20 protein-coding genes are annotated in these 21,153 nt (G+C 42.4%); 10 read left to right on the top strand and 10 right to left on the bottom strand.

Features of this window, described 5'->3' with window-relative positions:
• Nucleotides 1-33: 33 nt before the first annotated feature.
• The 4 genes from G509_RS0120440 (at nucleotide 34) to G509_RS0120425 (ending at nucleotide 1,450) form a co-directional block, all read left to right on the top strand.
• Nucleotides 34-306: a hypothetical protein gene (locus G509_RS0120440; protein ID WP_026993249.1), complete on the top strand. Its 273-nt coding sequence runs from the start codon at nucleotides 34-36 to the stop codon at nucleotides 304-306.
• Between the two features lie 112 nt (nucleotides 307-418).
• Nucleotides 419-625, top strand: a complete 207-nt coding sequence (locus tag G509_RS0120435; RefSeq protein ID WP_026993248.1) for a hypothetical protein — start codon at nucleotides 419-421, stop codon at nucleotides 623-625.
• A gap of 191 nt (nucleotides 626-816) precedes the next feature.
• Entirely contained in the window at nucleotides 817-1,026 is a 210-nt protein-coding gene (locus G509_RS0120430) for a hypothetical protein (RefSeq protein WP_026993247.1), read from the top strand.
• Nucleotides 1,027-1,225: 199 nt separating this feature from the next.
• On the top strand, nucleotides 1,226-1,450 hold the full coding sequence (locus G509_RS0120425) for a hypothetical protein (protein ID WP_131450761.1): 225 nt from the start codon (nucleotides 1,226-1,228) through the stop codon (nucleotides 1,448-1,450).
• A 69-nt stretch (nucleotides 1,451-1,519) separates the two neighbouring features.
• On the opposite strand, the gene G509_RS23050 is transcribed toward G509_RS0120425, so the two are convergent.
• Both G509_RS23050 and G509_RS23045 read right to left on the bottom strand, forming a co-directional pair.
• On the bottom strand, nucleotides 1,520-2,938 hold the full coding sequence (locus tag G509_RS23050) for a ShlB/FhaC/HecB family hemolysin secretion/activation protein (protein WP_051200395.1): 1,419 nt from the start codon (nucleotides 2,936-2,938) through the stop codon (nucleotides 1,520-1,522).
• 62 nt (nucleotides 2,939-3,000) lie between these two features.
• Nucleotides 3,001-5,058 carry a metallophosphoesterase family protein gene (locus G509_RS23045; protein WP_051200394.1) on the bottom strand — a complete coding sequence of 686 codons (2,058 nt, stop codon included), beginning with the start codon at nucleotides 5,056-5,058 and terminating at the stop codon, nucleotides 3,001-3,003.
• 713 nt (nucleotides 5,059-5,771) lie between these two features.
• Here G509_RS23045 and G509_RS0120415 point away from each other — a divergent pair.
• The 6 genes from G509_RS0120415 to G509_RS0120385 all read left to right on the top strand — a co-directional run bounded on the left by G509_RS0120415 (nucleotide 5,772) and on the right by G509_RS0120385 (nucleotide 14,263).
• On the top strand, nucleotides 5,772-7,370 hold the full coding sequence (locus G509_RS0120415) for a Na+/H+ antiporter (protein ID WP_026993245.1): 1,599 nt from the start codon (nucleotides 5,772-5,774) through the stop codon (nucleotides 7,368-7,370).
• A gap of 335 nt (nucleotides 7,371-7,705) precedes the next feature.
• Nucleotides 7,706-8,911: a sensor histidine kinase gene (locus tag G509_RS0120405; protein ID WP_026993243.1), complete on the top strand. Its 1,206-nt coding sequence runs from the start codon at nucleotides 7,706-7,708 to the stop codon at nucleotides 8,909-8,911.
• A gap of 9 nt (nucleotides 8,912-8,920) precedes the next feature.
• Nucleotides 8,921-12,505, top strand: coding sequence for a response regulator (locus G509_RS0120400; protein ID WP_026993242.1), 3,585 nt, complete (start codon nucleotides 8,921-8,923; stop codon nucleotides 12,503-12,505).
• A 16-nt stretch (nucleotides 12,506-12,521) separates the two neighbouring features.
• The gene (locus tag G509_RS0120395; RefSeq protein WP_026993241.1) at nucleotides 12,522-12,884 is read left to right on the top strand and encodes a response regulator; all 363 of its coding nucleotides are present in this window, start codon (nucleotides 12,522-12,524) and stop codon (nucleotides 12,882-12,884) included.
• Nucleotides 12,885-13,700: a CheR family methyltransferase gene (locus G509_RS0120390; protein WP_316931122.1), complete on the top strand. Its 816-nt coding sequence runs from the start codon at nucleotides 12,885-12,887 to the stop codon at nucleotides 13,698-13,700.
• Entirely contained in the window at nucleotides 13,682-14,263 is a 582-nt protein-coding gene (locus G509_RS0120385; protein WP_026993239.1) for a chemotaxis protein CheB, read from the top strand. The genes G509_RS0120390 and G509_RS0120385 overlap by 19 nt, the downstream gene beginning before the upstream one ends.
• Here G509_RS0120385 and hisIE read toward each other — a convergent pair.
• The 8 genes from hisIE to hisG are packed head-to-tail and all read right to left on the bottom strand — an operon-like array spanning nucleotide 14,260 to nucleotide 21,131.
• Nucleotides 14,260-14,847 carry a bifunctional phosphoribosyl-AMP cyclohydrolase/phosphoribosyl-ATP diphosphatase HisIE gene (hisIE, locus tag G509_RS0120380; RefSeq protein WP_026993238.1) on the bottom strand — a complete coding sequence of 196 codons (588 nt, stop codon included), beginning with the start codon at nucleotides 14,845-14,847 and terminating at the stop codon, nucleotides 14,260-14,262. The two genes, G509_RS0120385 and hisIE, sit on opposite strands and share 4 nt — an antisense overlap.
• Nucleotides 14,844-15,596, bottom strand: coding sequence for an imidazole glycerol phosphate synthase subunit HisF (hisF, locus tag G509_RS0120375; RefSeq protein WP_026993237.1), 753 nt, complete (start codon nucleotides 15,594-15,596; stop codon nucleotides 14,844-14,846). Before hisF ends, hisIE begins: the two co-directional genes overlap by 4 nt.
• A complete protein-coding gene (gene hisA, locus G509_RS0120370; protein ID WP_026993236.1) occupies nucleotides 15,590-16,303 on the bottom strand; it encodes a 1-(5-phosphoribosyl)-5-[(5-phosphoribosylamino)methylideneamino]imidazole-4-carboxamide isomerase in 714 nt (237 codons plus the stop codon). Before hisA ends, hisF begins: the two co-directional genes overlap by 7 nt.
• Nucleotides 16,300-16,878 (bottom strand): imidazole glycerol phosphate synthase subunit HisH, encoded by a 579-nt coding sequence (hisH, locus tag G509_RS0120365; protein WP_026993235.1) that lies wholly within the window; start codon nucleotides 16,876-16,878, stop codon nucleotides 16,300-16,302. Before hisH ends, hisA begins: the two co-directional genes overlap by 4 nt.
• Nucleotides 16,875-17,963 carry a bifunctional histidinol-phosphatase/imidazoleglycerol-phosphate dehydratase HisB gene (gene hisB / locus G509_RS0120360; protein WP_026993234.1) on the bottom strand — a complete coding sequence of 363 codons (1,089 nt, stop codon included), beginning with the start codon at nucleotides 17,961-17,963 and terminating at the stop codon, nucleotides 16,875-16,877. Before hisB ends, hisH begins: the two co-directional genes overlap by 4 nt.
• On the bottom strand, nucleotides 17,960-18,985 hold the full coding sequence (gene hisC / locus G509_RS0120355) for a histidinol-phosphate transaminase (protein WP_026993233.1): 1,026 nt from the start codon (nucleotides 18,983-18,985) through the stop codon (nucleotides 17,960-17,962). The genes hisB and hisC overlap by 4 nt, the downstream gene beginning before the upstream one ends.
• Nucleotides 18,978-20,267: a histidinol dehydrogenase gene (hisD, locus tag G509_RS0120350; RefSeq protein ID WP_026993232.1), complete on the bottom strand. Its 1,290-nt coding sequence runs from the start codon at nucleotides 20,265-20,267 to the stop codon at nucleotides 18,978-18,980. The genes hisC and hisD overlap by 8 nt, the downstream gene beginning before the upstream one ends.
• 6 nt (nucleotides 20,268-20,273) lie before the next feature.
• Nucleotides 20,274-21,131: an ATP phosphoribosyltransferase gene (gene hisG / locus G509_RS0120345; protein WP_026993231.1), complete on the bottom strand. Its 858-nt coding sequence runs from the start codon at nucleotides 21,129-21,131 to the stop codon at nucleotides 20,274-20,276.
• Nucleotides 21,132-21,153: the final 22 nt, after the last annotated feature.

The following is a 21,153-nucleotide window of genomic DNA, read 5'->3' as shown; positions in this document are numbered from 1 at the left end:
TGGTACATTTATAGTAAACTAAAAAAAATAGCCATGAAAACAGTATATACTAAAATAAGTTTATTTGCCATACCGCTTATTGCGGCTGCTATAACAACATCGTGCATAAGTGGGCAAACCGCCGGAGATGGGGGAGTGGAGAGCGAAACCATTAACGTTACATCGCCTAATGATATAAGAACATCCAGCGATATGAACATCTCGCCATCTAACCTTACTACCAGCGACCCGGCCATTAAAATGCAGGAAGATTCGCTTAAAACTACACCCGCTGGGCCAAGCGAACGCTATATAATTAATAATTAAAGGGTTTTGAGTTATTTTTGTGCGTTTTTTAAGGTAAATTTAATAAAACTATAAGAATTTTTTTGTGATTGCTCGCCTATCTTTGATTTTCAATAATATAAAGAGCAAATTCATGAAAAGATCATTTTTAAAAAACAGCATGTTTGTTGCATTGCTTGCTGCAGGTTTAGGCCTTGCATCTTGCGGAAGCAACAAAACAGAGGGTGACGCAACAGCTACTGACACTATTAGCAGCACCGAAACAGAAATTACTACCGATACGGTTACAACAGTTACAGATACTGTTACACCACCGGTTAACGATACTGTAGCACCATAATTCTAACCGGCATTAGCCTGACTGAATTATTAGAAAAGGACAACTTTATTCAGGTTGTCCTTTTTTTGTTAAGGTTTTGATGGATAGTCCTGTTAATTAGGTTTTTATTAATAAAATGATGGCTAAATCTTAATTATTGATGTCTTATATTTGTTAATACACTGAGTACATTAATTTTAAATTATATAATTATGAAAACCACATCGCTAAAAAGTGCCTTATTCGCTTCTTTGCTGGTTGCAGGTTTAAGCCTGACATCGTGTAAAGACAAGGCAGATTCAAAAGACCCTGATACTACAGATACGGTGACTACACCAATGGTGGACCCAACACTTGATACCACAAGTACTGATACAACAGCTACCAGTACCGATACGGTAACTAATCCTGTAGGACCGTAATTAAAAAGGCTAACGCAGATATAAAGACAACATAATTAATTATGTTGTTTTTTTTATGAAAAATGCTACCAAATATTTATGTTTTTTTTAATATTTAGATAATTAATGAGAACATTTTAAAATGTAACTTTGAAAATAGGCCAAATACAAACCTTAATTATAACTGATTATGAAAATTAAATTTTTAAAGAATACTCTAATGGTATCCATGCTTTTAGCAGGGTTGACACTTACTTCTTGCAAAAACAAGGCAGATGATGGCGATGATGCCGGAGCAGATGATACGGTAGCAACTGATACTCTTTCTGGCTATAATGTAAATGAGACACCTGCTGATACTGTTATTACCGATAAAGATACGGTTGTAGAAATGGGTACAAAAAATGATAGCAAAGAGAATGCTGTAGGTACACAGGTGCCTTAATAAAAATAAAATTTGGGAAGATAAAAAGGGCAGTCCACTATTAGGATTGCCCTTTTTTATATGCCTAATTTAAAAGGCTATTTGCAGGCCAATGTTAAGGCGGCCTCCATCTTTAGAGTTAAAAAAGGCAATGTTTGCTGTTGTAAAGCCGGCAATATTAAACAAAAGCCCGCCACCGGCAGATGTATGCCAGGTGTTGCTGTTTTCGGCATCTATCCAAACGCGGCCATAGTCAAAACCACCATAAAGCTCCCATGCAATAGGTATAAAGCCATTGTTTAGCTTACCCAACGACAGGCGCAGATCAGAATTTTGGTAATAGGATGTTTTACCGCTAAAGCGCTGTTTCCTAAAGCCTCGTACACCATCCATATCGCCAATGGTGGCAGCCTGGTAAAATTCGAAATCATTATTAAAAATATGCTGTGCCTTTAGTTTTGTAGCATATACTAAAATACCCTTGCGGTCTATTTTAGTGGTTATTCTCAACTCCGGAATAATGTAGGCATAGCCCTTGTCTTCATTAAAATTAGCCTTATAGCCACCTGTAAGGCTTACGCCGATGCCTTTTTTGGGCAGTGCGGCACTATCAAAGTTGTTATAAGTGTATGATGCCTCTGCGGTATAAAAAGTCTGCTCATCAAACACTTTCGGGTTTACCGGCGCAAGGTCTATATATCTTCCCGCGGTTTTTTCTACCTCTATGTTTTCGTACTTTAACCCAAAACGAATCAAGCTACCATAATAGCCCCTGTAAATTAACGACGGGTTAAAGTAAGTGGTACGAATGCGTACACGGTTGTAGTCCATACTCAAATCGTTATTATCGGGTGTGTCGTTTCCAAAACCAAAAAAGTTATTGGCATAAAACGGAGAGGTATAACCCGCAGCAATACCCAAATTTAAATGGTTGATTATATGGGCAAATTCGCCTGCATAGCTAATGTTTAAACCACTTGTAGCCGTATAGTACAGTGCCTTTATGTCGTGCTGGGCAGTAAAAGGGTTTCGACGCAAATCATTCTTAGTGTACGAAAAGGCAGCACCCACCGCAAGGCCATCATCCGGGTTATAGCCCAGCATAGGTATAATTTGTTTCAGGTCTCTGCGGCCCTTCATAAAATTGTACGTATTAAGTTCGTAATCATCGGTAAGGGTTTTGTGTGCAGGCGTTTCAAAAGTATTAGGCATAGTCTTCTGGTCGTACACCTTAATACCTTTCCTGTTTTCTAAACGGTAGGTGTCGTTGTTTTTGCCGCCAATAATTTTAATGCAAACCGGGTGATCCCCATCGCCCTGTACCTCAAAAATATCTTTATCATCCAATCCGTAAAGCCACAACTCTTTGGTAATTTTGCTATCATAATCTACATCCCAAAATACAGGGCCTTTGGCACCGTCTTTTATACGATAGCCCTTAATATTGGTAATGCCGTTGGGCATGCGGGTAATAATAAACCAGTCGTCTTTATCGGTACCGGTAATCATTACAAACGATTTTAAATACTTATATAAGTCGTGCGAAAGCGCCTCTACCTTATCAATACGGCCTAAACTGCTTTTTTAATCTGTGCCTTCTTGTCTTCATCAACCCCTTCCGGAAATTTAGAAAACGCTTTGTTAATCACCTCTTCGGTAAGGTGTTCCTTAATATAAGCGGCTTCCCTTGCCCAGTCGGCCTCGGTATCGTTTTTAAGTACGGCTCTGTCTACATCGTCTCCGGCATCGTTAAACCAGCGTATCCATTTATACCTGTCTTTATATTGCTGCATAAAGCGTAGCGGGGGGCTAAGGGTGGTAACAGCACCAAGTATAAACCCATCGAAGTTAGAAAAAGCCTGGTCGCGGTCGCGGGGTATGGGGGTATATAACAGCGTGCCGTCGTCTTTAGTGTCTTCGGTCCAGCGCCATTGGTCGGCATGGCGGTCAAAATCACCAAGAATGTTGTCTAATAGCCTTGACCTTATGTAAAGCGACTCGTTAACAGTAATCTTATCTTTTCGGCGCAGTTTTTCTAAAAGGTCATCGGTACCTATAATTTTGTTATGATAACCAAAACCGGCTTTATTGCCCTGGCCATCGTTAGCCTGCTCTTCTATAAAATAAACCTGGTCGCCATAATCATCGTTATAAATGCCCAGTGCTTTTTGTTTAGGAATGTAATATAACTGCGGGTTGGCATGGTAAATTTCCAGTGCATCGCTAATATCGGCAATGGTTAGGGCGGCATAGGGGTTGGCGGTAGTCCAATAATCCTGTAGCAGTTTTATAAAATAGGTGTCGGCAACATCAGGGCTCAGGTATTGGGTTTTAAATAAAAAGTATTGTATAAAGCGCAAGGCACTCTTTTTGGTGTTACGCATGGTATATTCAGACCCTGATTTATCTTTTAACCTAAGCGAATTGGTTTGGTGCCCGCCACCTTTACGCACAGGAGTAAGACCGCCGTAAAGCGTATCCAGCAGGGCGGTTTTAAGTTTGATGGGAGCAAGGTAATCTTTGCGGTAATGGCTACCCCACAGGGCTTCGAATACAGCCGAATGCTCCAGTTCGTCTTTACTGTAAATAGATTTTTCTACATATTGTGGCGATTGGTATTCGTTATATTCCGGCAGGTTTGGTTTTTCATCAGGTGCAATAACCTGACTTTCAAATAAGGGTGCTCCATAGTTGTTAGACGCCCCGTAAAAACTTACAGACAGCGATCCGTCACTATAAGCTGTTAGTTTAGAAAAGCCATTTTCGGCAGCGCTAAATTTACTGTTAGGGCTCATTTTAACGCTGTTGGTTTCTTTACCCGATCCGCTAATAATTATCGGCACATCCCTGTCTAAAATATATTGCAGGTTATTTTCGTGACCCGATACAAACACCACATTTTTAAAACGGAGTGCCATAGTAAAGAGCCTGTCGCTTAATTCTTTGTAGTATTTGTTGGTTATTTGCTGGGGGCTGATGCCAAACGCATAGCTACTGCCGTATTTGCCATACGTGGCAATAGGGTGGTATAGGGCTATAATTACCGTTTTGCCTTCGCTTTTTACAATTTCGCTCTCAACCTCGGTATAAAATTGGTTTTTGCTTTTAATAGCGCATTTATCATTAAGGTTGGGTATTTTATCCCAGTCCATTAACGCCCACTCCGAATCTAAAAGCAGTAAATCAACATCCTTGTTTATCTTTATTTTCTCTAATGGGCAGCCATCTTCGGGCTCAAAAGCCTTGTCGTTTTTAAGTGCGGCAGTAATAAAGTCCTGTTGTTTCTTAAGGCTTTTTAGTCCATTATTCCAGTCGCTGTGGCCCGGCATAAAAAACACATTGCCTGTGTAACCCTTTAGCAGGTTAACTTGTTGGTTGAGGTTGGCAACGGCATCAGGATTATTTTCATCAAACCCTGAAGCTGATGCACTATTGCCTAAAAACAGTACAGTACTGTTGCTGCCTTCTATTTTAAGAGTATTGGTTAGAGCTTCTAATGCGCTGCTTTTATTGGTATTGGCACCGGTATTGCCTATTGCATAGAATGTATGCGAAACGGTTTTAACCGGCTCTTGCGCATAAATTTTTAAAAGGCAAAATAAAAAAATGAGGGTAATTTTTTTAGTCATAATATTATGCTTTGCGTTAAACTTTCTCAGGCAACCGGATATTTCAATCAATAAAAGTAATCAATTTTATGTAAGAATTGTAGTGCGTTTAATTACGTCAATAGATTTTGAAACAATTGATAATAATTATAACAAGCAAATTTGTAACCGTATTATAATAAGATGTATACGTTTTGTAGTAAGGGCGTATAAAATTTTTCGGCTTCTTGAAATTTCAATGTTAAATGTATGAAATTTAATGAGTTGTAGCTAAATCCTGTAATCAATTTTAGAGCTTTGGCTGATGATTTTTCTATGAAATTTATTTGAAGGATGCAGATAAATTTCAGGCTTACGAAATATCGTTGAAAGCAATACAGATTAACGAAATGCCGTCGTATTAATAAAAAAAATCCCCGCTGTATAGTAAACTACAGCGAGGATTAGCGAACCAGTAATTTTTTAGTAAAAAACCCTTTTCCGGTGAGGGAAAAGGGAAGCCATTAAACCACACCTTACTTTAATTTGAATGGCTTTTTTTTTGTTTGGGGGCAATGCATTAGTAATTTTCAATTATATATACGTAAGGTTTATTTAGATGGTTTTAAAAAAAATTAAAAAAATATCTTTTTTTGTAAATTCTTATTTTCAAAGGATTTTATTACCGTAATATTTATATTTACAACAGTTGCAAACCGATTAATTTTTTTAATACCTACCGGTATATTTTATATATGGAAAACATTACTATAATAATCATGATGTTGTTTGGGGTAGCCTTTCTGGGCCTCATAAGCAGCAAATATAACTTTCCGTTTCCTATAGTATTAGTGCTTTGCGGGGTAGTGATAAGTGTAATACCGGGCCTGCCGGTTATAGCCCTTAACCCAGATGTGGTTTTTGTAATATTCCTGCCGCCGTTGCTGTACTTTGCCGCGTGGAATACCAGCTGGCACGATTTTAAAGGGTCCATCCGTCCGATAAGCCTTGCTGCCATCGGGTTAGTAATTTTTACAACTGTTGCAGTGGCATTAGTGGCACATTATTTAATAGATATTAGCTGGCCACTGTCATTTTTAGTAGGCGCTATTGTGTCTCCGCCCGATGCTGTTGCGGCAACCACTATAACTAAAGGCCTTGGGCTGCAGCCCCGCCTTATAAGCATTTTAGAGGGCGAGAGCCTTGTTAACGATGCCAGCGGACTTGTAGCTTACAAATACGCACTTGCAGCCATTACAGCAGGTAATTTTGTGCTTTGGGAAGCCGGGCTTAATTTTTTGCTGGTAGCATCGGCAGGGGTGGCTATTGGCTTAGCTTTAGGGTACTTTATGTACATAGTGCACAAAAAATTTGTATGCGACCCGATTGTAGAAACTACTTTTACTTTCCTAACCCCGTTTGCGGCTTATTTACTGGCAGAGCATTTTCATTTTTCAGGGGTGCTTGCTGTGGTAACAACAGGTTTGTACCTGTCGTTCAGGTCAGGGCAAATATTTACGCACCAAAGCCGTGTTATGAGCTCTACCGTTTGGGAGGTTGTGGTATATATACTTAATGGCCTTATTTTTATTTTAATAGGCCTGCAGCTACGCCAGATAATGGATGGCATTGGCGATTATTCTACATCTTCTTTACTAATATGGGGTCTTGCTGTAAGCCTTGTTGTAATAGTGGTGCGCTTTTTATGGGTGGTGCCGGCAACTATGCTACCCCGATTTTTCAGCAAAAAGATAAGGACTACCGAAGCCTTTAATCCTCGCAACCTCGTTGTATTTGGCTGGGCCGGTATGCGTGGCGTGGTGTCTATGGCGGCGGCATTGGCCCTGCCGTTAACGCTACCCGGTGGGGCGGCTTTTCCGCACCGTAACCTTATTATTTACCTTGTATTTTGTGTTATACTCTCAACACTGGTGCTCTTGGGGCTAACGCTTCCGTGGATAATTAAGGTACTTGAAATAGAGCCGTACTCTATTTTTGCCGAAGAATATGAGGTTCGTAACCAGGTAGTATCGCAAACTATAGCACATATAGAGGAAAATTTATCGCTCCTGCAAGACGATTTGCTGCGTAATATTAAAAGTAAGTATGAGGTTAAGTACAATAGGCTTCAAAAAACCGACCTGCCTGCTAATTACTTTGGCAAAGGCGAAACCCTTGCCCTTAATATATTTAATGAGTACACACAACTGCAAATAGACCTGGTTAATATTGAACGCCAGAAGATTGAAAAGCTGCACCGCGATGGCAGTGCTAACGAAGAAATTTTACGTAAGATAGAAAAGGAACTGGATTTAGAGGAAACCCGCCTTAACATGGATATGTATGAAGGATAAGTTATAACAAAATATGTAATATTATGTAACACCTAAGTTGTAGGAAATACAGAGCAAAATTTGCGTATATAATTAAATTTTAGTTAAATAGTATAGGCTTGCTTAACACTTCTTTAACACTTGTTTTTATACTTTTGGTACGTGAGCCAAAAAATAAACACACCACTTTTTAAACCTGAAAACCCTTACAATAAGCTGCTTTTAAAAGGAGTTCATTATGAGGTATATACTGTTATATCACATTTAATTTACCGCATTACTAACAATGCGCACCAAAAATTAAACAGCAGTATAAAAAACGTTTCGGTTTCTAAAAAACAATATGCCTATACATTATGATTTTAATTGTTGATGATATACGGGCAAACATCCTGGCCTTACAAAAAATACTGGAACTCCATAACCTGCAGGTAGATTCGGCAGAATCCGGCGAAGAAGCGCTTAGGAAAATCCTTAAAACCAACTACTCCCTTATTATAATGGACGTGCAAATGCCCGGTATGGATGGTTTTGAGGTGGTAGAAACCCTTGCAGGCAGCAACAGGACAAAAGATATTCCGGTTATATTTTTATCGGCGGTAAATAAAGAGAAAAAATTTATCTCTAAAGGATACGAATCGGGTGGGGTAGACTACATTACCAAGCCGGTAGACCCTGATTTGCTCATCTTAAAGGTAAAAACTTTTCTTAAGCTATCCGAACAAAAAAACGAGCTTAAAAACATCCGCGACCTCTTATCTAAAGAGATAGAGATTAGGAAAGAAGCCCAGGAAAACCTTGAAATTAAGGTAGAAGAGCGCACCAGGGAACTGAGTGCAAAGAACGAAGAGCTGGAGCTGCGCAACCACGAATTGCAACAATTTTCGTGGGTGGTATCGCACGATTTAAAAGAGCCTTTGCGCAAGATCGAGACTTTTATAAAGATCATCCACGAGCGCTACCTGATGAAGGATGAAAAGGCAGATGACTATGTAAACCGAACCATTCGTGCATCACAACGTATGTCGAGGCTTATATCAGACCTGCTGGAATATTCGCGCCTGTCGTCTACCGTAATCCCTGAAAAGACCGACCTTAATGAAATCCTTAAAGAGGTTTTAACTGATTTTGATTATCTTATAGAACAAAAGCATGCCATTATACAGCAGGGCAATTTGCCGCTGGTAACCGGGGTGCCCAGCCAGTTAAGGCAGCTGTTCCAGAACCTTGTGGGTAACTCGCTTAAATTTGTTAAGCCCGATGTTAGCCCACTTATAGAAATAACATCTGAGGTTATAGATAGTAAAGATTTTGATGCAGTACCATCTGCCACAGGTAATTACTGCCGGATAACGGTAAAAGACAACGGTATTGGCTTTAACGAAGTCTACCTGGATAAGATATTTAAGATATTCCAAAGCCTTAACGACCGTAATAGTTACGAGGGCACGGGTATTGGGCTTGCCATAGCCAGTAAAATAGTAGAAAAACACAACGGCTTAATAACAGCAAAAAGCAGCAACGGCAACGGTGCCAGCTTTATTATTGTTTTGCCTTTATAGTAGAAATATATGAACGGAAATTTTAAAAGAAATTTATTAATTAGCTCTGGGGCATCTATACTAATACTGATGGTTAGTTCTTTAGCTTCTTTTTTGAGTATAAGAAGTTTGCTGGACAGTAACGAATGGGTTAGCCATACCCAGGAGGTAATTTATGATGTTAACGAGTTTACCGCTATTATGACCGATGCACAGTCGGGCATGCGGGGCTACTTGGTTACGGGCGAAGAAGACTTTTTAGATAAATTTAGCACTGCCGAAGAACGCAGCGATGTGCTTTACGAAAAGCTTAAAAAACTTACTGCCGATAATCCGCAGCAACAAAGCAATTTACGAGAGCTTAACCCGCTAAAGGATGAGTTTTTTAAATACCTTAACCAGCGCATTTCGCAAAGAAAAAAGGGCTGGCCTGTGGTAGCCGAAGAACTTAACAGGGGCAAAGTGCTTATGGATAAAATGCGCAAGGTGCTTAAACGTATGGAAAGCAGCGAGCAGGACCTTTTAACCGAGCGTACTTCCAAATCTAAAAAATACGGTTTTTACAGTTCGGTACTTATTGTGGCTGCTGCTGTAATTGCACTTTTTATAACCGTTATATTTTTTGCGCGTACGCTGCGTGATTACGCGCAACGCCTTCAGCTTCAGCTACAGCTGGAAAAAAACGACCGTGAAACTGCCGAGCGTATCCGTGTAATAAGCGGTGTTGCAGGGCAAATATCCGAAGGTAATTATGATGTTAGGGTTGAGGACAGCGAAAGCGACGCCCTGGGCAGCGTGGGCGGGTCGCTTAACAACATGGCCAGTGCACTTAGCACATCGTTTAAAACCTTGTCTGATAACGAGTGGCTGCAGGCCGGTATTGCCAGTTTAAATGATGTAATGATTGGCGAGAAGAACCTTAACCAGCTTACTAAAGATGTTATAGAGCACGTGGCTATTTATACCAAAAGCAGTGCCGGGGCCTTATATTTACTGGAAGGTAATGATATGTGCGTAGCATCGGGTTACAGCTATGTGCCAACCGAAGAACGCAAATATATTAAGGTAGGCGAGGGCTTAACGGGACAGGCTGTTAAATCTAATAAGGTGTTAGAATTAAAAGCATTAGCTCCGGATGCCATTAAAATATCGTATGCTTTGGGCGAGGTTAAGCCAAGCCATGTAATTGCAGTGCCGCTTACAGATAATAAAGTGGTAGGCGCACTGGAACTGGTTGCTGTTAAGGAATTTACTAAACGCGAAACAGAATTTTTAAAGGCAGTTGCCAACAATATAGGTATTGCTATCTCGGCAGCACAAAACAGGAAACGCCTGCAGGAACTGTTAGAAGAAACACAATCGCAGGGTGAAGAATTACGCGCACAACACACCGAACTGGAGGGCATGAATGCCGAATTGGAAGCGCAAACGCAAAAACTTCAGGCATCTGAAGAAGAGCTTCGCGTACAGCAGGAAGAGTTGCAGCAAACTAACGAAGAGCTTGCCGAGCGCAGCGTATTGCTGGAAGAAAAGAACATGGAGATCCAGAAAAAGTCGGAAGACCTGGAACTTACCACAAGGTATAAGTCAGAGTTTTTAGCCAATATGTCGCACGAGCTTCGCACACCGCTTAACTCTATATTGCTGCTGAGTAGGTTGTTATCTGAAAATAACGACAATAATATGAATGGCGAACAAATTGAGTTCGCTAAAGTTATTCAAAGCTCCGGTAATGGGTTGTTAGGCCTGATAGATGAAATTCTTGACCTTTCTAAAATAGAGGCCGGTAAAATGGAACTTGAGTTTTTAGATGTGTCGGTTAAAGAAATTACCGATAGCCTTAAAGCCCTGTTTACAGAGGTTGCCAAGCAAAAAAATATACAGTTTAACATAGTAACCAAGGGTGCGCCACTGGTTATACGTACCGATAAAATGCGTTTGGAGCAAATACTTAAAAACCTGCTATCCAACGCTATAAAATTCACATCGCAGGGGTCAGTAACCTTAGAAGTTACCAAGCATCCTAAAGATGATAAGCAGGTGCTGTTTACCGTTAAAGATACCGGTATTGGTATTCCGCGCGAAAAGCAACCGCTTATATTTGAGGCGTTTCAACAGGCAGATGGCTCTACAAAGCGTAAATATGGCGGTACCGGCCTTGGGTTGTCTATAAGCCGTGAACTGGCAAAGCTACTTCGTGGCGAAATTACACTTAAGAGTGCCGTGGGCGAGGGTAGCGAGTTTACGCTTAACATCCCGGTTATTGGGTCGGCCATTGCGCAGCTTCCGGAAAGGACAGAGCCATCAACCGAATCTAATTTTTCTGATACCCCTGTTTTAAACGCTGAGGAAAAGAAAGATGCCATAATCAAGCAATTTATTAGTCCTAACATACCCGACGATGTGCCCGATGACCGCGAGGCTATTGCCGAGACGGATAAGGCCATCCTGATTGTGGAAGATGATATTAACTTTGCAAAATCATTATTGGAATTTACACGGAGGCGTGGGTACAAAGGTATCGTATCGGTACGTGGAGACCATGCCCTAAACCTGGCATTGGTATACAAACCGGTTGGCGTACTGCTTGATATTCAGTTGCCTATAAAAAGCGGCTGGGAAGTAATGGAAGAGTTGAAAAACAACTCGCAAACCAAGCACATTCCGGTGCACATTATGTCGTCTCATAAGCTAAGGCAGGAAAGTCTGCTAAAAGGCGCCGTAAACTTTTTAGATAAACCGGTGGCTTTTGAGCAAATGCCCGACATTTTTAAAAGGATTGAGCACATAATTAGCCGCGAATCGCAAAAAGTATTAATTTTTGAAGATAACCCTCAGCATGCTAAAGCGTTAGCTTACTTCTTAGAGAGCAACAATATTAATTCTGAGATTAAGAGCGAGATAAATGAGGGTGTAAGCACGCTGCAAAGAACAGAGGTAGACTGTGTTATCCTGGACATGGGTATACCGGACAAACAGGCCTACGAAATTCTTGAAAACGTAAAGAAAAACCCTGGTTTAGAGAATCTTCCGGTAATTGTATTTACAGGCAAGAGCCTTTCGATGAAAGAGGAGCTGAAGATTAAAAAATATGCCGACTCAATAGTTATTAAAACGGCGCATTCGTATCAGCGTATGCTGGATGAGGTGTCGCTTTTCCTTCACTTGGTGGAAGAAAATAAGAAAGAAGGCGGCAAAAAAGACTATAAAAAACTGGGCTTGCTAAACAACGTGCTTAGCGACAAAACAGTTTTAGTGGTTGATGATGATGTGCGTAACATTTACTCGCTTACTAAAGCGCTCGAAGCCCTTAAAATGAACGTTATAACGGCTATAGACGGTAAAGAGGCATTAAAATCGTTAGAGGAGCATCCTAACGTAGACGTGGTTTTACTGGATATGATGATGCCTAATATGGATGGCTACGAAACCGCCACACGCATCAGGGAGAACAGGAAATTTAAGACCCTTCCGGTTATTGCTGTTACTGCCAAGGCCATGACAGGCGACAGGGAGAAATGCATTAATGCAGGCGCGTCCGACTATATTACAAAACCGGTAGACGTAGACCAATTGCTCTCATTATTAAGGGTTTGGTTATACGATAAAGCTTAATCTGTAATTATATAATATGAAGAAAAGAGTTTTAATTATAGATGATGATTCGCGTAATATATTCGCGTTAAGCGCCACATTACGTGCCAAAGGTTTTGAGTGCCCGTCGTGCACCAGCGCCAAAGAAGCCTTAGAATTGCTTAAAGGTACCGAGGTTATAGATGCAGTACTGATAGACATGATGATGCCCGATATGGATGGTTATGAGGCTATTCCGCTTATTAAAAAGATACCCGAAAGGGTGGGCACCCCGGTAATATCGGTTACGGCGCAGGCCATGGTGGGCGACCGCGAAAAATGCCTTGCCGCTGGTGCCGACGGCTACATATCTAAACCGGTTGATGTTGATAAATTGTTGCAATTATTAAGTACGATATAGATGGTGTTGATAGATGACCGTGAGCTGGAGGTATTGATAAATGAAGTATTTGAATACTACGGTTTCGATTTTAGCGGCTACTCCCGTGCATCGCTTAAAAGGCGTGTAGACAGGTTGTTGCATTTAGATGGGTTCAGGAATTTTACCGAATTGCTCTCTAAAGTGCGCTCTGAACCGGCCTACTTTAAGCACATGGTAGAAGAAATTACGGTAAATGTTACCGAGATGTTTCGCGACCCTCTGTTTTACAATGTGTTGCGTACCGAAATACTCCCCATAATTGGTACCAAACCCTTTATACGTATCTGGCATGCGGGCTGCTCTACCGGCGAAGAGGTGTACTCTATGGCTATTTTGCTTAAAGAGCTTAATTTATTGCACAAATCGTTACTGTACGCCACTGATATTAATGCACTTGTACTCGATGTAGCTAAAAAAGGCATCTTTCCGTTACAGATGATGAAACAGTACTCTGAAAACTACATGGCATCGGGCGGTAAAAAAGACTTTTCACACTATTACACAGCTAATTACGGCTTTGCAAAGTTTGACAGCGAGCTCTCAGAGAAAATGGTATTCTCGCAGCATAATTTAGTGTCAGACGGATCGTTTAATGAATTCGACCTGATACTGTGCCGTAACGTACTTATATACTTTGATAAAGATTTGCAGGACAAAGCTTTAGTGTTGTTTGACGATAGCCTTGCCAAGCTTGGCTACCTGGCTTTAGGCACTAAAGAAACCATAAAATTCTCTCCCCTTCAAAACAGTTTTAAACAACATAACAAAGAAAAGATATGGAAAAAAGTCCAATAATTTCGGGTTGTAAAGTTGTAATTATCGGAGGCTCAGCAGGTAGCCTCGATGTGCTTTTAAAATTGCTGCCGCGCCTTACTGTAGCTACTTTTGCTATTGTACTGGTAGTGCACCGCAAAAGCAGCGAAGACTCTACCCTCGAAGAGCTAATTGCCATAAAAACAAGCATTCCCGTTAAGGAAGTTGAAGATAAAATAGCCCTTTTACCGGGCAATATTTACATTGCCCCGTCTGATTACCACCTGCTTTTTGAGAAGAACGACCAGCTTTCGCTCGATACGTCCGAAAAGGTAAATTACAGCAGGCCAAGTATTGACGTATCGTTTGAGTCGGCGGCTGATGTATACGGGCCGGCATTGGTTGCAGTACTGTTATCGGGCGCTAACGCCGATGGTACCCAGGGCCTGCAGGCCATTAAAGCGGCGGGGGGTATTGTTGTAGTACAAGACCCGGAAACCGCCGAAATGCCTTTTATGCCCCGCAACGCTATTGAAAACCTTACTGCTGATTACATATTGGGAATCAATGATTTATACGAATTTATAAGTACTATTAACATCTAACGGTTTCTTTCCTGCAAGATAGATTCTATATCCTCTAACTTCATATTCTTAGCTTTCAGTAAAATAAGAAAGTGGTAAAGTAAATCGGCGGCCTCATTTTTAAAGAGGCTGTCATCGTTGTCTTTAGCTTCAATAATAAGTTCAACAGCTTCTTCGCCCACTTTTTGCGCAACTTTATTTATACCCCTCTTATAAAGTTCGTTAGTGTAGGATGTGGGGTCTTCGCCCGATATTTTCTCTTCAATAATTTGCTCCAGTTTATACAAAAAACCTTTGTTAGTGGCTGATTTAAAGCAGGTTTCGCTGCCGGTGTGGCAAGTTGGACCCTCGGGAATTACGGTAATAAGCAGGGTGTCATTATCACAGTCAGGTAATATTTGTACCACATTTAGGTAATTGCCCGATGTTGCACCCTTGGTCCACAGCTCGTTACGGCTGCGGCTAAAAAACGTAACCCTTTGTTCTGCAACGGTTTTTTCGTAGGCTTCCTCATTCATATAACCCAGCATCAGCACTTTAAGGCTGTAGGTATCCTGAATTACAACGGGTATCAGCCCATTGGTTTTATTAAAATCTAATTTCATCGTATAGCAATGTTTTCTGTTTTTAAATAATCTTTAAGTTGCTGAATGCCAATCTCTCCATAGTGAAAAATACTGGCAGCCAGTGCCGCAGTAGCGTGAGTTTGGGTAAATACCTCTTTAAAATGCGCCATATTACCCGCACCCCCCGATGCAATTACCGGAATACTCACGGCATCGCATATAAGGTTCAGTATATCAAGGGCAAAGCCGGCTTTGGTACCATCATTATTCATGGAGGTAAGCAGCAGTTCTCCGGCACCCAGTTGTTCGGCCTGTTGCGCCCATTGCACTGTATCTAAGCCTGTTGCTACTTTACCACCGCTGATGAAAACCTGCCACTTGCCATCAATAAGCTTAGTATCAATAGCTACTACAACGGCTTGTGTGCCAAGGCTTTTGGCAATGTCGGTTATCAGTTTCTGATTTTTTACTGCCGACGAGTTAAGGCTTATCTTGTCGGCACCACTGCGTATAATCTTCTCAGCATCAGCCACTGAGTTAATGCCGCCACCCACGGTAAACGGTATGTTAATTTCGGCAGCAATTTGGGCAACCAGGTCGGTTAATGTTTTTCTATTCTCTTGTGTAGCAGTAATATCCAGAAAAACTAACTCATCGGCACCGGCCAGGGCATACTGAGCTGCCAGCTCTACAGGGTTGCCGGCATCGCGCAGCCCCACAAAGTTAACGCCCTTAACCACACGTCCGTCTTTTATGTCAAAACACGGTATAATCCTCTTTTTCAGCATAATGTACTCAATTCTTTTAATGAAATTTTGCCTTCGTAAATGGCTTTTCCTATAATAACACCTTCACAACCAATTTGTTGTACTTTCAGTACATCATTCATCGTAGCAATGCCACCACTGGCGATCAGGTTGATAGTTACGTTACTTAATATTTCTGTATACAGCTCATTAGAAGCGCCTTGCAGCATTCCATCCTTGCTAATATCGGTACAAATAACGTTGTTTATACCTTTTGCCTTATAGGTTTTTATAAATTCGATTACATCTAACTCGCTGTTTTCCAGCCATCCGCTGGTTGCGATTTTACGGTTAAGGCAATCGGCACCCAGGATGATTTTCTCGGGTCCGAATTTGGCAAGCCATTCGTACACCAGTTCAGGGCTTTTAACCGCTATGCTACCTGCTGTAATCTGGGATGCACCGGCATTAAAGGCAGTATTCAGGTCGGCTTCGGTTTTAATGCCTCCACCAAAATCGATGGTTAGATTTGTGTTTAATGCAATGGATTCCAGTACTTTATAGTTGACTATCTGGCCTGATTTAGCCCCGTCAAGGTCTACTAAGTGCAGGTATTTAATGCCGGCGGCTTCAAATTCTTTGGCAACTTCAACGGGGTCGTTGTTGTATATTTTTTGGGTGCTGTAATCGCCTTTGGTAAGGCGTACACACTTGCCGTTTATAATGTCTATGGCAGGTATAATTCTCATAATTTCAAGAAGTTAGTAAGTATTTGTTCACCCACGTTGCCCGATTTTTCGGTGTGGAACTGCACTGCATAAAAGTTGTCTTTTTGCAGCGCAGCGCTAAACGGCAAAATATAGTCGCATTGGGCAATGGTATATTGAGACAATTCGGCGTAGTAGCTGTGCACAAAATATACGTCGTCATCGGGCAAAATAGTGCTTAATATTTCACTTTCGGACTCTGAGATTGTGTTCCAACCCATGTGCGGCACTTTATCTTTTGGCGGAAATTTTTTTACGTCCACATCAAAAATTCCAAGGCCGGTTGTAGCACCTTCTTCAGAGTACCGACACATCAATTGCAAACCAAGGCAAATTCCTAAAACGGGTTGGGTAAGCTCCAGAATAATTTTGTCGAGACCCTTGGCACGCAAATAGGCCATAGCCGATGCCGCCTCTCCCACACCCGGAAAAATTACTTTATCGGCACTTTGCAGCAGTTGCACATCATCGGTAACCAAACAATCGTAGCCCAGCCGCCTTATGGCGTTCTCGACCGACTGCGTGTTGCCCGCATTATATTTTAGTATGGCTATCATAATGTTCCTTTTGTGCTTGGTATCTTAAAATTGTCGGTTTGCTGCACGGCCATCTTAATGGCTTTGGCAAATGCCTTAAAGATCGACTCGATCTTGTGGTGCTCGTTAGTGCCCTCGGCCTTGATGTTCAGGTTGCATTTGGCACTGTCGCTGAATGATTTAAAAAAGTGCATAAACATTTCGGTAGGCATCTCGCCAATCTTTTCGCGCTTAAAATCGGCATCCCAAACCAGCCAGGGTCGGCCGCCAAAATCTATGGCCACCTGCGTCAGGCAATCGTCCATTGGAAGCAGGAAACCATAGCGCTCAATGCCCTTTTTGCTGCCTAATGCCTGTAAAAAAGCATCGCCAAGGGCAATAGCCGTATCTTCTATCGTGTGGTGCTCATCAATTTCCAGGTCGCCGGCCACCTTAATGGTCAGGTCTACATTTCCGTGGCGCGCCAGCTGGTCGAGCATGTGGTCAAAAAACGCCAGCCCGGTGTTAATGTTGCTTTTGCCGCTGCCGCTAAGGTTAACATCAACAAAAATATCGGTCTCGTTGGTTTTACGGGTAACGGTGGCAGCACGTGGCACGGCTTTTAAAAAGCCGTAAATAGCCTCCCAGCTTTGGGTAACCAAATCGGCTTCGCAGGGCTCTGTGCCCATGTAAATAGCCTTGCTGCCCAGGTTTTTAGCCAGTTGCACATCGGTTAGCCTGTCGCCAATCACGTAGCTGTTTGCAAGGTTGTAATTGCCTTTAAGATAGTGCGTAAGCAGGGCAGTACCCGGCTTGCGCGACAGCAAATTTTCGTGCGGAAAGCTCTTATCGATGATGATCTCGGCAAAGGTAATGCCTTCATTTTTAAAGGCCTGAAGCATTTTGTTTTGGGCGGGCCAAAAGGTATCTTCCGGAAAAGAACCTGTACCCAACCCATCCTGGTTGGTAACCATTACCAGCTCATAATCCATCTCGCGGACAATGCGCGAAAGGTTAGCAAAAACCCCAGGGTAAAACTCCAGTTTTTCCAGGCTATCTAACTGATAATCTATAGGTGGCTCTATAACAAGGGTGCCATCGCGGTCTATAAAAAGTACTTTTTTCATGGTTGTATATTTTGTAAAGCGGTTAAAAGCACGGCATTTTCATGCGGCCTGCCTATGGTTATCCTCAGGCAGTTTTTAACCACTTTGTTACGGTTTCTTATTATTATGTTTTGGGCTGTAAGGGCGTTGTAAACAGCATCGGCATTGGTGACTTCGATTAGAATGAAGTTGGTATCCGACGGGTAAATTTTACGCACATAATCCAGTTGCCTTAGCTGCTGTATCATTATTACACGCTCATTAAGCAGGGTTTCCTTCTGCCTGTCGTACTCATCTGTCTTTTCTAACGTCGCTAAGGCAGCAATTTGGTTGGGCGCGCTAATGTTGTACGGCGGCTTTACCTTGTTTAAAAAGCTAACAATGGCCGCATTGGTAAACGCCATGCCCACACGCGCCGCCGCAAGCCCCCAGGCTTTGCTAAGGGTTTGCAGCACAATGAGATTAGGATACTGAGCTATTTTTTGTGATAGTGATTCCCTGTCGGAAAAATCAATGTATGCCTCGTCTACCACCACAATGCCCTTAAAATTCTGGATAATAGCCTCAACCGCATCAATACTATTGGCGGTGGGGTTGTTGGGCGAACAAATAAATACAAGCTTAAGGCTGGCATCGGTTAGTAGAGGCAGGGCTTCGCTCATATTGATCTGAAAGGTTTTATCCAGGTTAACGGTAACCAGCTCTACGTTATTTATAGCTGCGGAAACCTCGTACATGCCATAGGTAGGCACAAACGTAAGGGCTTTATCTTTGCCGGGTTCGCAAAAAATACGGAAACACAGGTCGATTATCTCATCGCTGCCGTTGCCTAAAAAGATATTTTCGGTTGCAACCGATTTAATTTCAGACAGTTTTTGCTTTAGCTGTTTCTGGAACGGGTCGGGGTAGCGGTTCAGGTTGCCGTACGGGTTTTCGTTGGCATCCAGAAAGATACCCTCGGTGCCCGAAAATTCATCCCGTGCCGACGAATACGGCTCTAAATTGAGTATGTTGGGGCGTACTAATGTAGTGAGGTTAAACATTGTTAAGGCTTTTTAAACGGATGGTTACGGCATTTTTATGGGCTTGTAGCTGCTCGGCGGCAGCCATAAGTTCTATGGCAGGGCCAATATTTTGAAGGCCGGCGGCACTGATTTTCTGAAAGGTAATCTTTTTTACAAAGCTATCTAACGATACCCCACTGTAGCTTTTGGCATAGCCGTTAGTAGGCAGGGTGTGGTTGGTACCGCTGGCATAATCGCCGGCGCTCTCGCAGCTGTAATTGCCTAAAAAGACCGACCCGGCAGTTGTAATTAAATTAACGAAACTTTCTGCGCTATCCGATGCGATAATAAGGTGCTCCGGTGCGTACAGGTTACTGAAATTTACACAATCGTTAATAGTTGCAAGTACAATAGCCTTGCTGTTTTGCAGGCATTTAAGTACGGTTTCCTTACGCGGAAGCGCCTCCGTTTGCTGTTGCAGCGCTTTGATAACCGCATCGGTTACTCCCTCGCTGTCCGAAAGCAAGATAACCTGGCTATCGGCACCGTGTTCTGCTTGTGATAGTAAATCGGCCGCCACAAAATCGGGGTTGCAGGTAGCATCGGTAATAACCAGTACCTCGCTTGGCCCCGCTGGCAGGTCGATAGCCACACCGTAGTTTAAGGCAGCCTGTTTTGCGGCGGTTACGTACTGGTTACCGGGACCAAAAATCTTATCTACTTTTGTAATGCTCTCTGTGCCAATGGCCAGTGCGCCAATGGCCTGTATGCCGCCAATGGCGTACACGGCCGTAATGCCTACCAACTGTGCCGTGTACAAAATGGCGGGGTTAATGTTGCCGTTTTTGTCGGGTGGCGAGCACAGCACGATCTCTTTACAGCCCGCAATTTTAGCGGGTATACCCAGCATTAATACGGTTGAGAACAGCGGCGCTGAGCCTCCTGGAATGTAAATGCCCACCCTGTCTATAGGGCGGCTCTCTCTCCAACACTCCACGCCGGGCGTTGTCTCGATAACCTTTTTTTGTTCCTGCTGCGATGCGTGAAATTGCTCTATGTTGCTTTTAGCCAGTTGTATGGCCTGTTTTAAATCTTGTGGAATTTGCTGTGCCGCGGCCTCAATGGCTTCCGCCGAAACTTTTACGTTCTCTATAAGGGCATCATCAAAAAAGCCGGTGTATTTTTTAACGGCTTCGTCGCCATTGCGTTTTATCTCGGTAAAAATTTGCTGCACCAGTTCCTGCACATCCAGTTGGGGCAGGGCAGGGCGCTCGCAAAGGCTTTGCCATTGGTTTATACTGGGGTTTATTATCTTTTGTATCATGGCTTACAATATCATTTTTTCTACGTTTATAATCAGTATGCCTTCCGCGCCAAGCGCCTTAAGCTGGTCGATGATATCCCAAAATTCGTCTTCTTTTACTACGGAGTGGATGCTGCTCCAGCCCGGTTCTATAAGGGGCAGCACGGTGGGGCTTTTCATGCCGGGTAGTATGTTGCTTATTTTTTCGATCGATTCGTTAGGGGCGTTAAGCAATATGTATTTGTTCTCGGCTGCATTTCTAACCGATTGTATCCTGAACAGCAATCGCTCTAAAATTTCCTGTTTTTCGGCATCCAGGTTGGGGTTGCTTATCAACACCGCCTCGCTGGTGGTAACCAATTCTACCTCTTTTAGACCGTTAATTTGCAGGGTGCTGCCGGTGCTTACAATATCAAAAATAGCATCGGCAAGGCCAATACCGGGGGCAATTTCCACACTGCCGCCAATGGTTTCTATCTCTACCTCTAAGTTGTTTTGTTTAAAGAATTTATCCAGTATGCCCGGGTAACTGGTAGCTACCTTTTTTTGGTTAAAGTAGCTAAGGCCGGTGTATTGCACATCTTTAGGTATGGCAAGCGACAGCCTGCAATTAGCAAAGCCCAGTTTTTTGGTAATAACTACATTCTTGTCTTTTTCCCAAACCTCGTTTTCGCCCAGTATGCCCACATCGGCAACGCCCTGCTCTACATACTGTGGGATATCATCATCCCTTAAAAATAATATTTCGATAGGAAAGTTAGACGATGTAGTTTTTAGCCTGCGCTCGCCGTTAGACAGCTTTATGCCGCATTCTTTTAATAACTGTAGCGATTTTTCGCTTAACCTGCCGTTCTTCTGGATGGCAATTTTTAATTTACTCATTGTTTGTTTTAATAAGCCTGAG

The organism is Flavobacterium subsaxonicum WB 4.1-42 = DSM 21790 (genome assembly GCF_000422725.1).
GTDB classification, from domain to species: domain Bacteria; phylum Bacteroidota; class Bacteroidia; order Flavobacteriales; family Flavobacteriaceae; genus Flavobacterium; species Flavobacterium subsaxonicum.
This window is presented reverse-complemented; position numbering and strand designations above follow the sequence as displayed.

Coding starts and splice junctions, on each gene's coding strand:
- G509_RS0120440 (WP_026993249.1), top strand. CDS start 34: ATGAAAACAGTATATACTAAAATAAGTTTATTTGCCATACCGCTTATT.
- G509_RS0120405 (WP_026993243.1), top strand. CDS start 7,706: ATGATTTTAATTGTTGATGATATACGGGCAAACATCCTGGCCTTACAA.
- hisF (WP_026993237.1), bottom strand. CDS start 15,596: ATGCTGAAAAAGAGGATTATACCGTGTTTTGACATAAAAGACGGACGT.
- G509_RS0120400 (WP_026993242.1), top strand. CDS start 8,921: ATGAACGGAAATTTTAAAAGAAATTTATTAATTAGCTCTGGGGCATCT.
- G509_RS23050 (WP_051200395.1), bottom strand. CDS start 2,938: ATGATTACCGGTACCGATAAAGACGACTGGTTTATTATTACCCGCATG.
- G509_RS0120435 (WP_026993248.1), top strand. CDS start 419: ATGAAAAGATCATTTTTAAAAAACAGCATGTTTGTTGCATTGCTTGCT.
- hisIE (WP_026993238.1), bottom strand. CDS start 14,847: ATGAAATTAGATTTTAATAAAACCAATGGGCTGATACCCGTTGTAATT.
- hisB (WP_026993234.1), bottom strand. CDS start 17,963: ATGAAAAAAGTACTTTTTATAGACCGCGATGGCACCCTTGTTATAGAG.
- hisC (WP_026993233.1), bottom strand. CDS start 18,985: ATGTTTAACCTCACTACATTAGTACGCCCCAACATACTCAATTTAGAG.
- G509_RS0120430 (WP_026993247.1), top strand. CDS start 817: ATGAAAACCACATCGCTAAAAAGTGCCTTATTCGCTTCTTTGCTGGTT.
- hisA (WP_026993236.1), bottom strand. CDS start 16,303: ATGAGAATTATACCTGCCATAGACATTATAAACGGCAAGTGTGTACGC.
- G509_RS0120425 (WP_131450761.1), top strand. CDS start 1,226: ATGGTATCCATGCTTTTAGCAGGGTTGACACTTACTTCTTGCAAAAAC.
- hisG (WP_026993231.1), bottom strand. CDS start 21,131: ATGAGTAAATTAAAAATTGCCATCCAGAAGAACGGCAGGTTAAGCGAA.
- G509_RS0120395 (WP_026993241.1), top strand. CDS start 12,522: ATGAAGAAAAGAGTTTTAATTATAGATGATGATTCGCGTAATATATTC.
- G509_RS23045 (WP_051200394.1), bottom strand. CDS start 5,058: ATGACTAAAAAAATTACCCTCATTTTTTTATTTTGCCTTTTAAAAATT.
- G509_RS0120385 (WP_026993239.1), top strand. CDS start 13,682: ATGGAAAAAAGTCCAATAATTTCGGGTTGTAAAGTTGTAATTATCGGA.
- G509_RS0120415 (WP_026993245.1), top strand. CDS start 5,772: ATGGAAAACATTACTATAATAATCATGATGTTGTTTGGGGTAGCCTTT.
- G509_RS0120390 (WP_316931122.1), top strand. CDS start 12,885: ATGGTGTTGATAGATGACCGTGAGCTGGAGGTATTGATAAATGAAGTA.
- hisH (WP_026993235.1), bottom strand. CDS start 16,878: ATGATAGCCATACTAAAATATAATGCGGGCAACACGCAGTCGGTCGAG.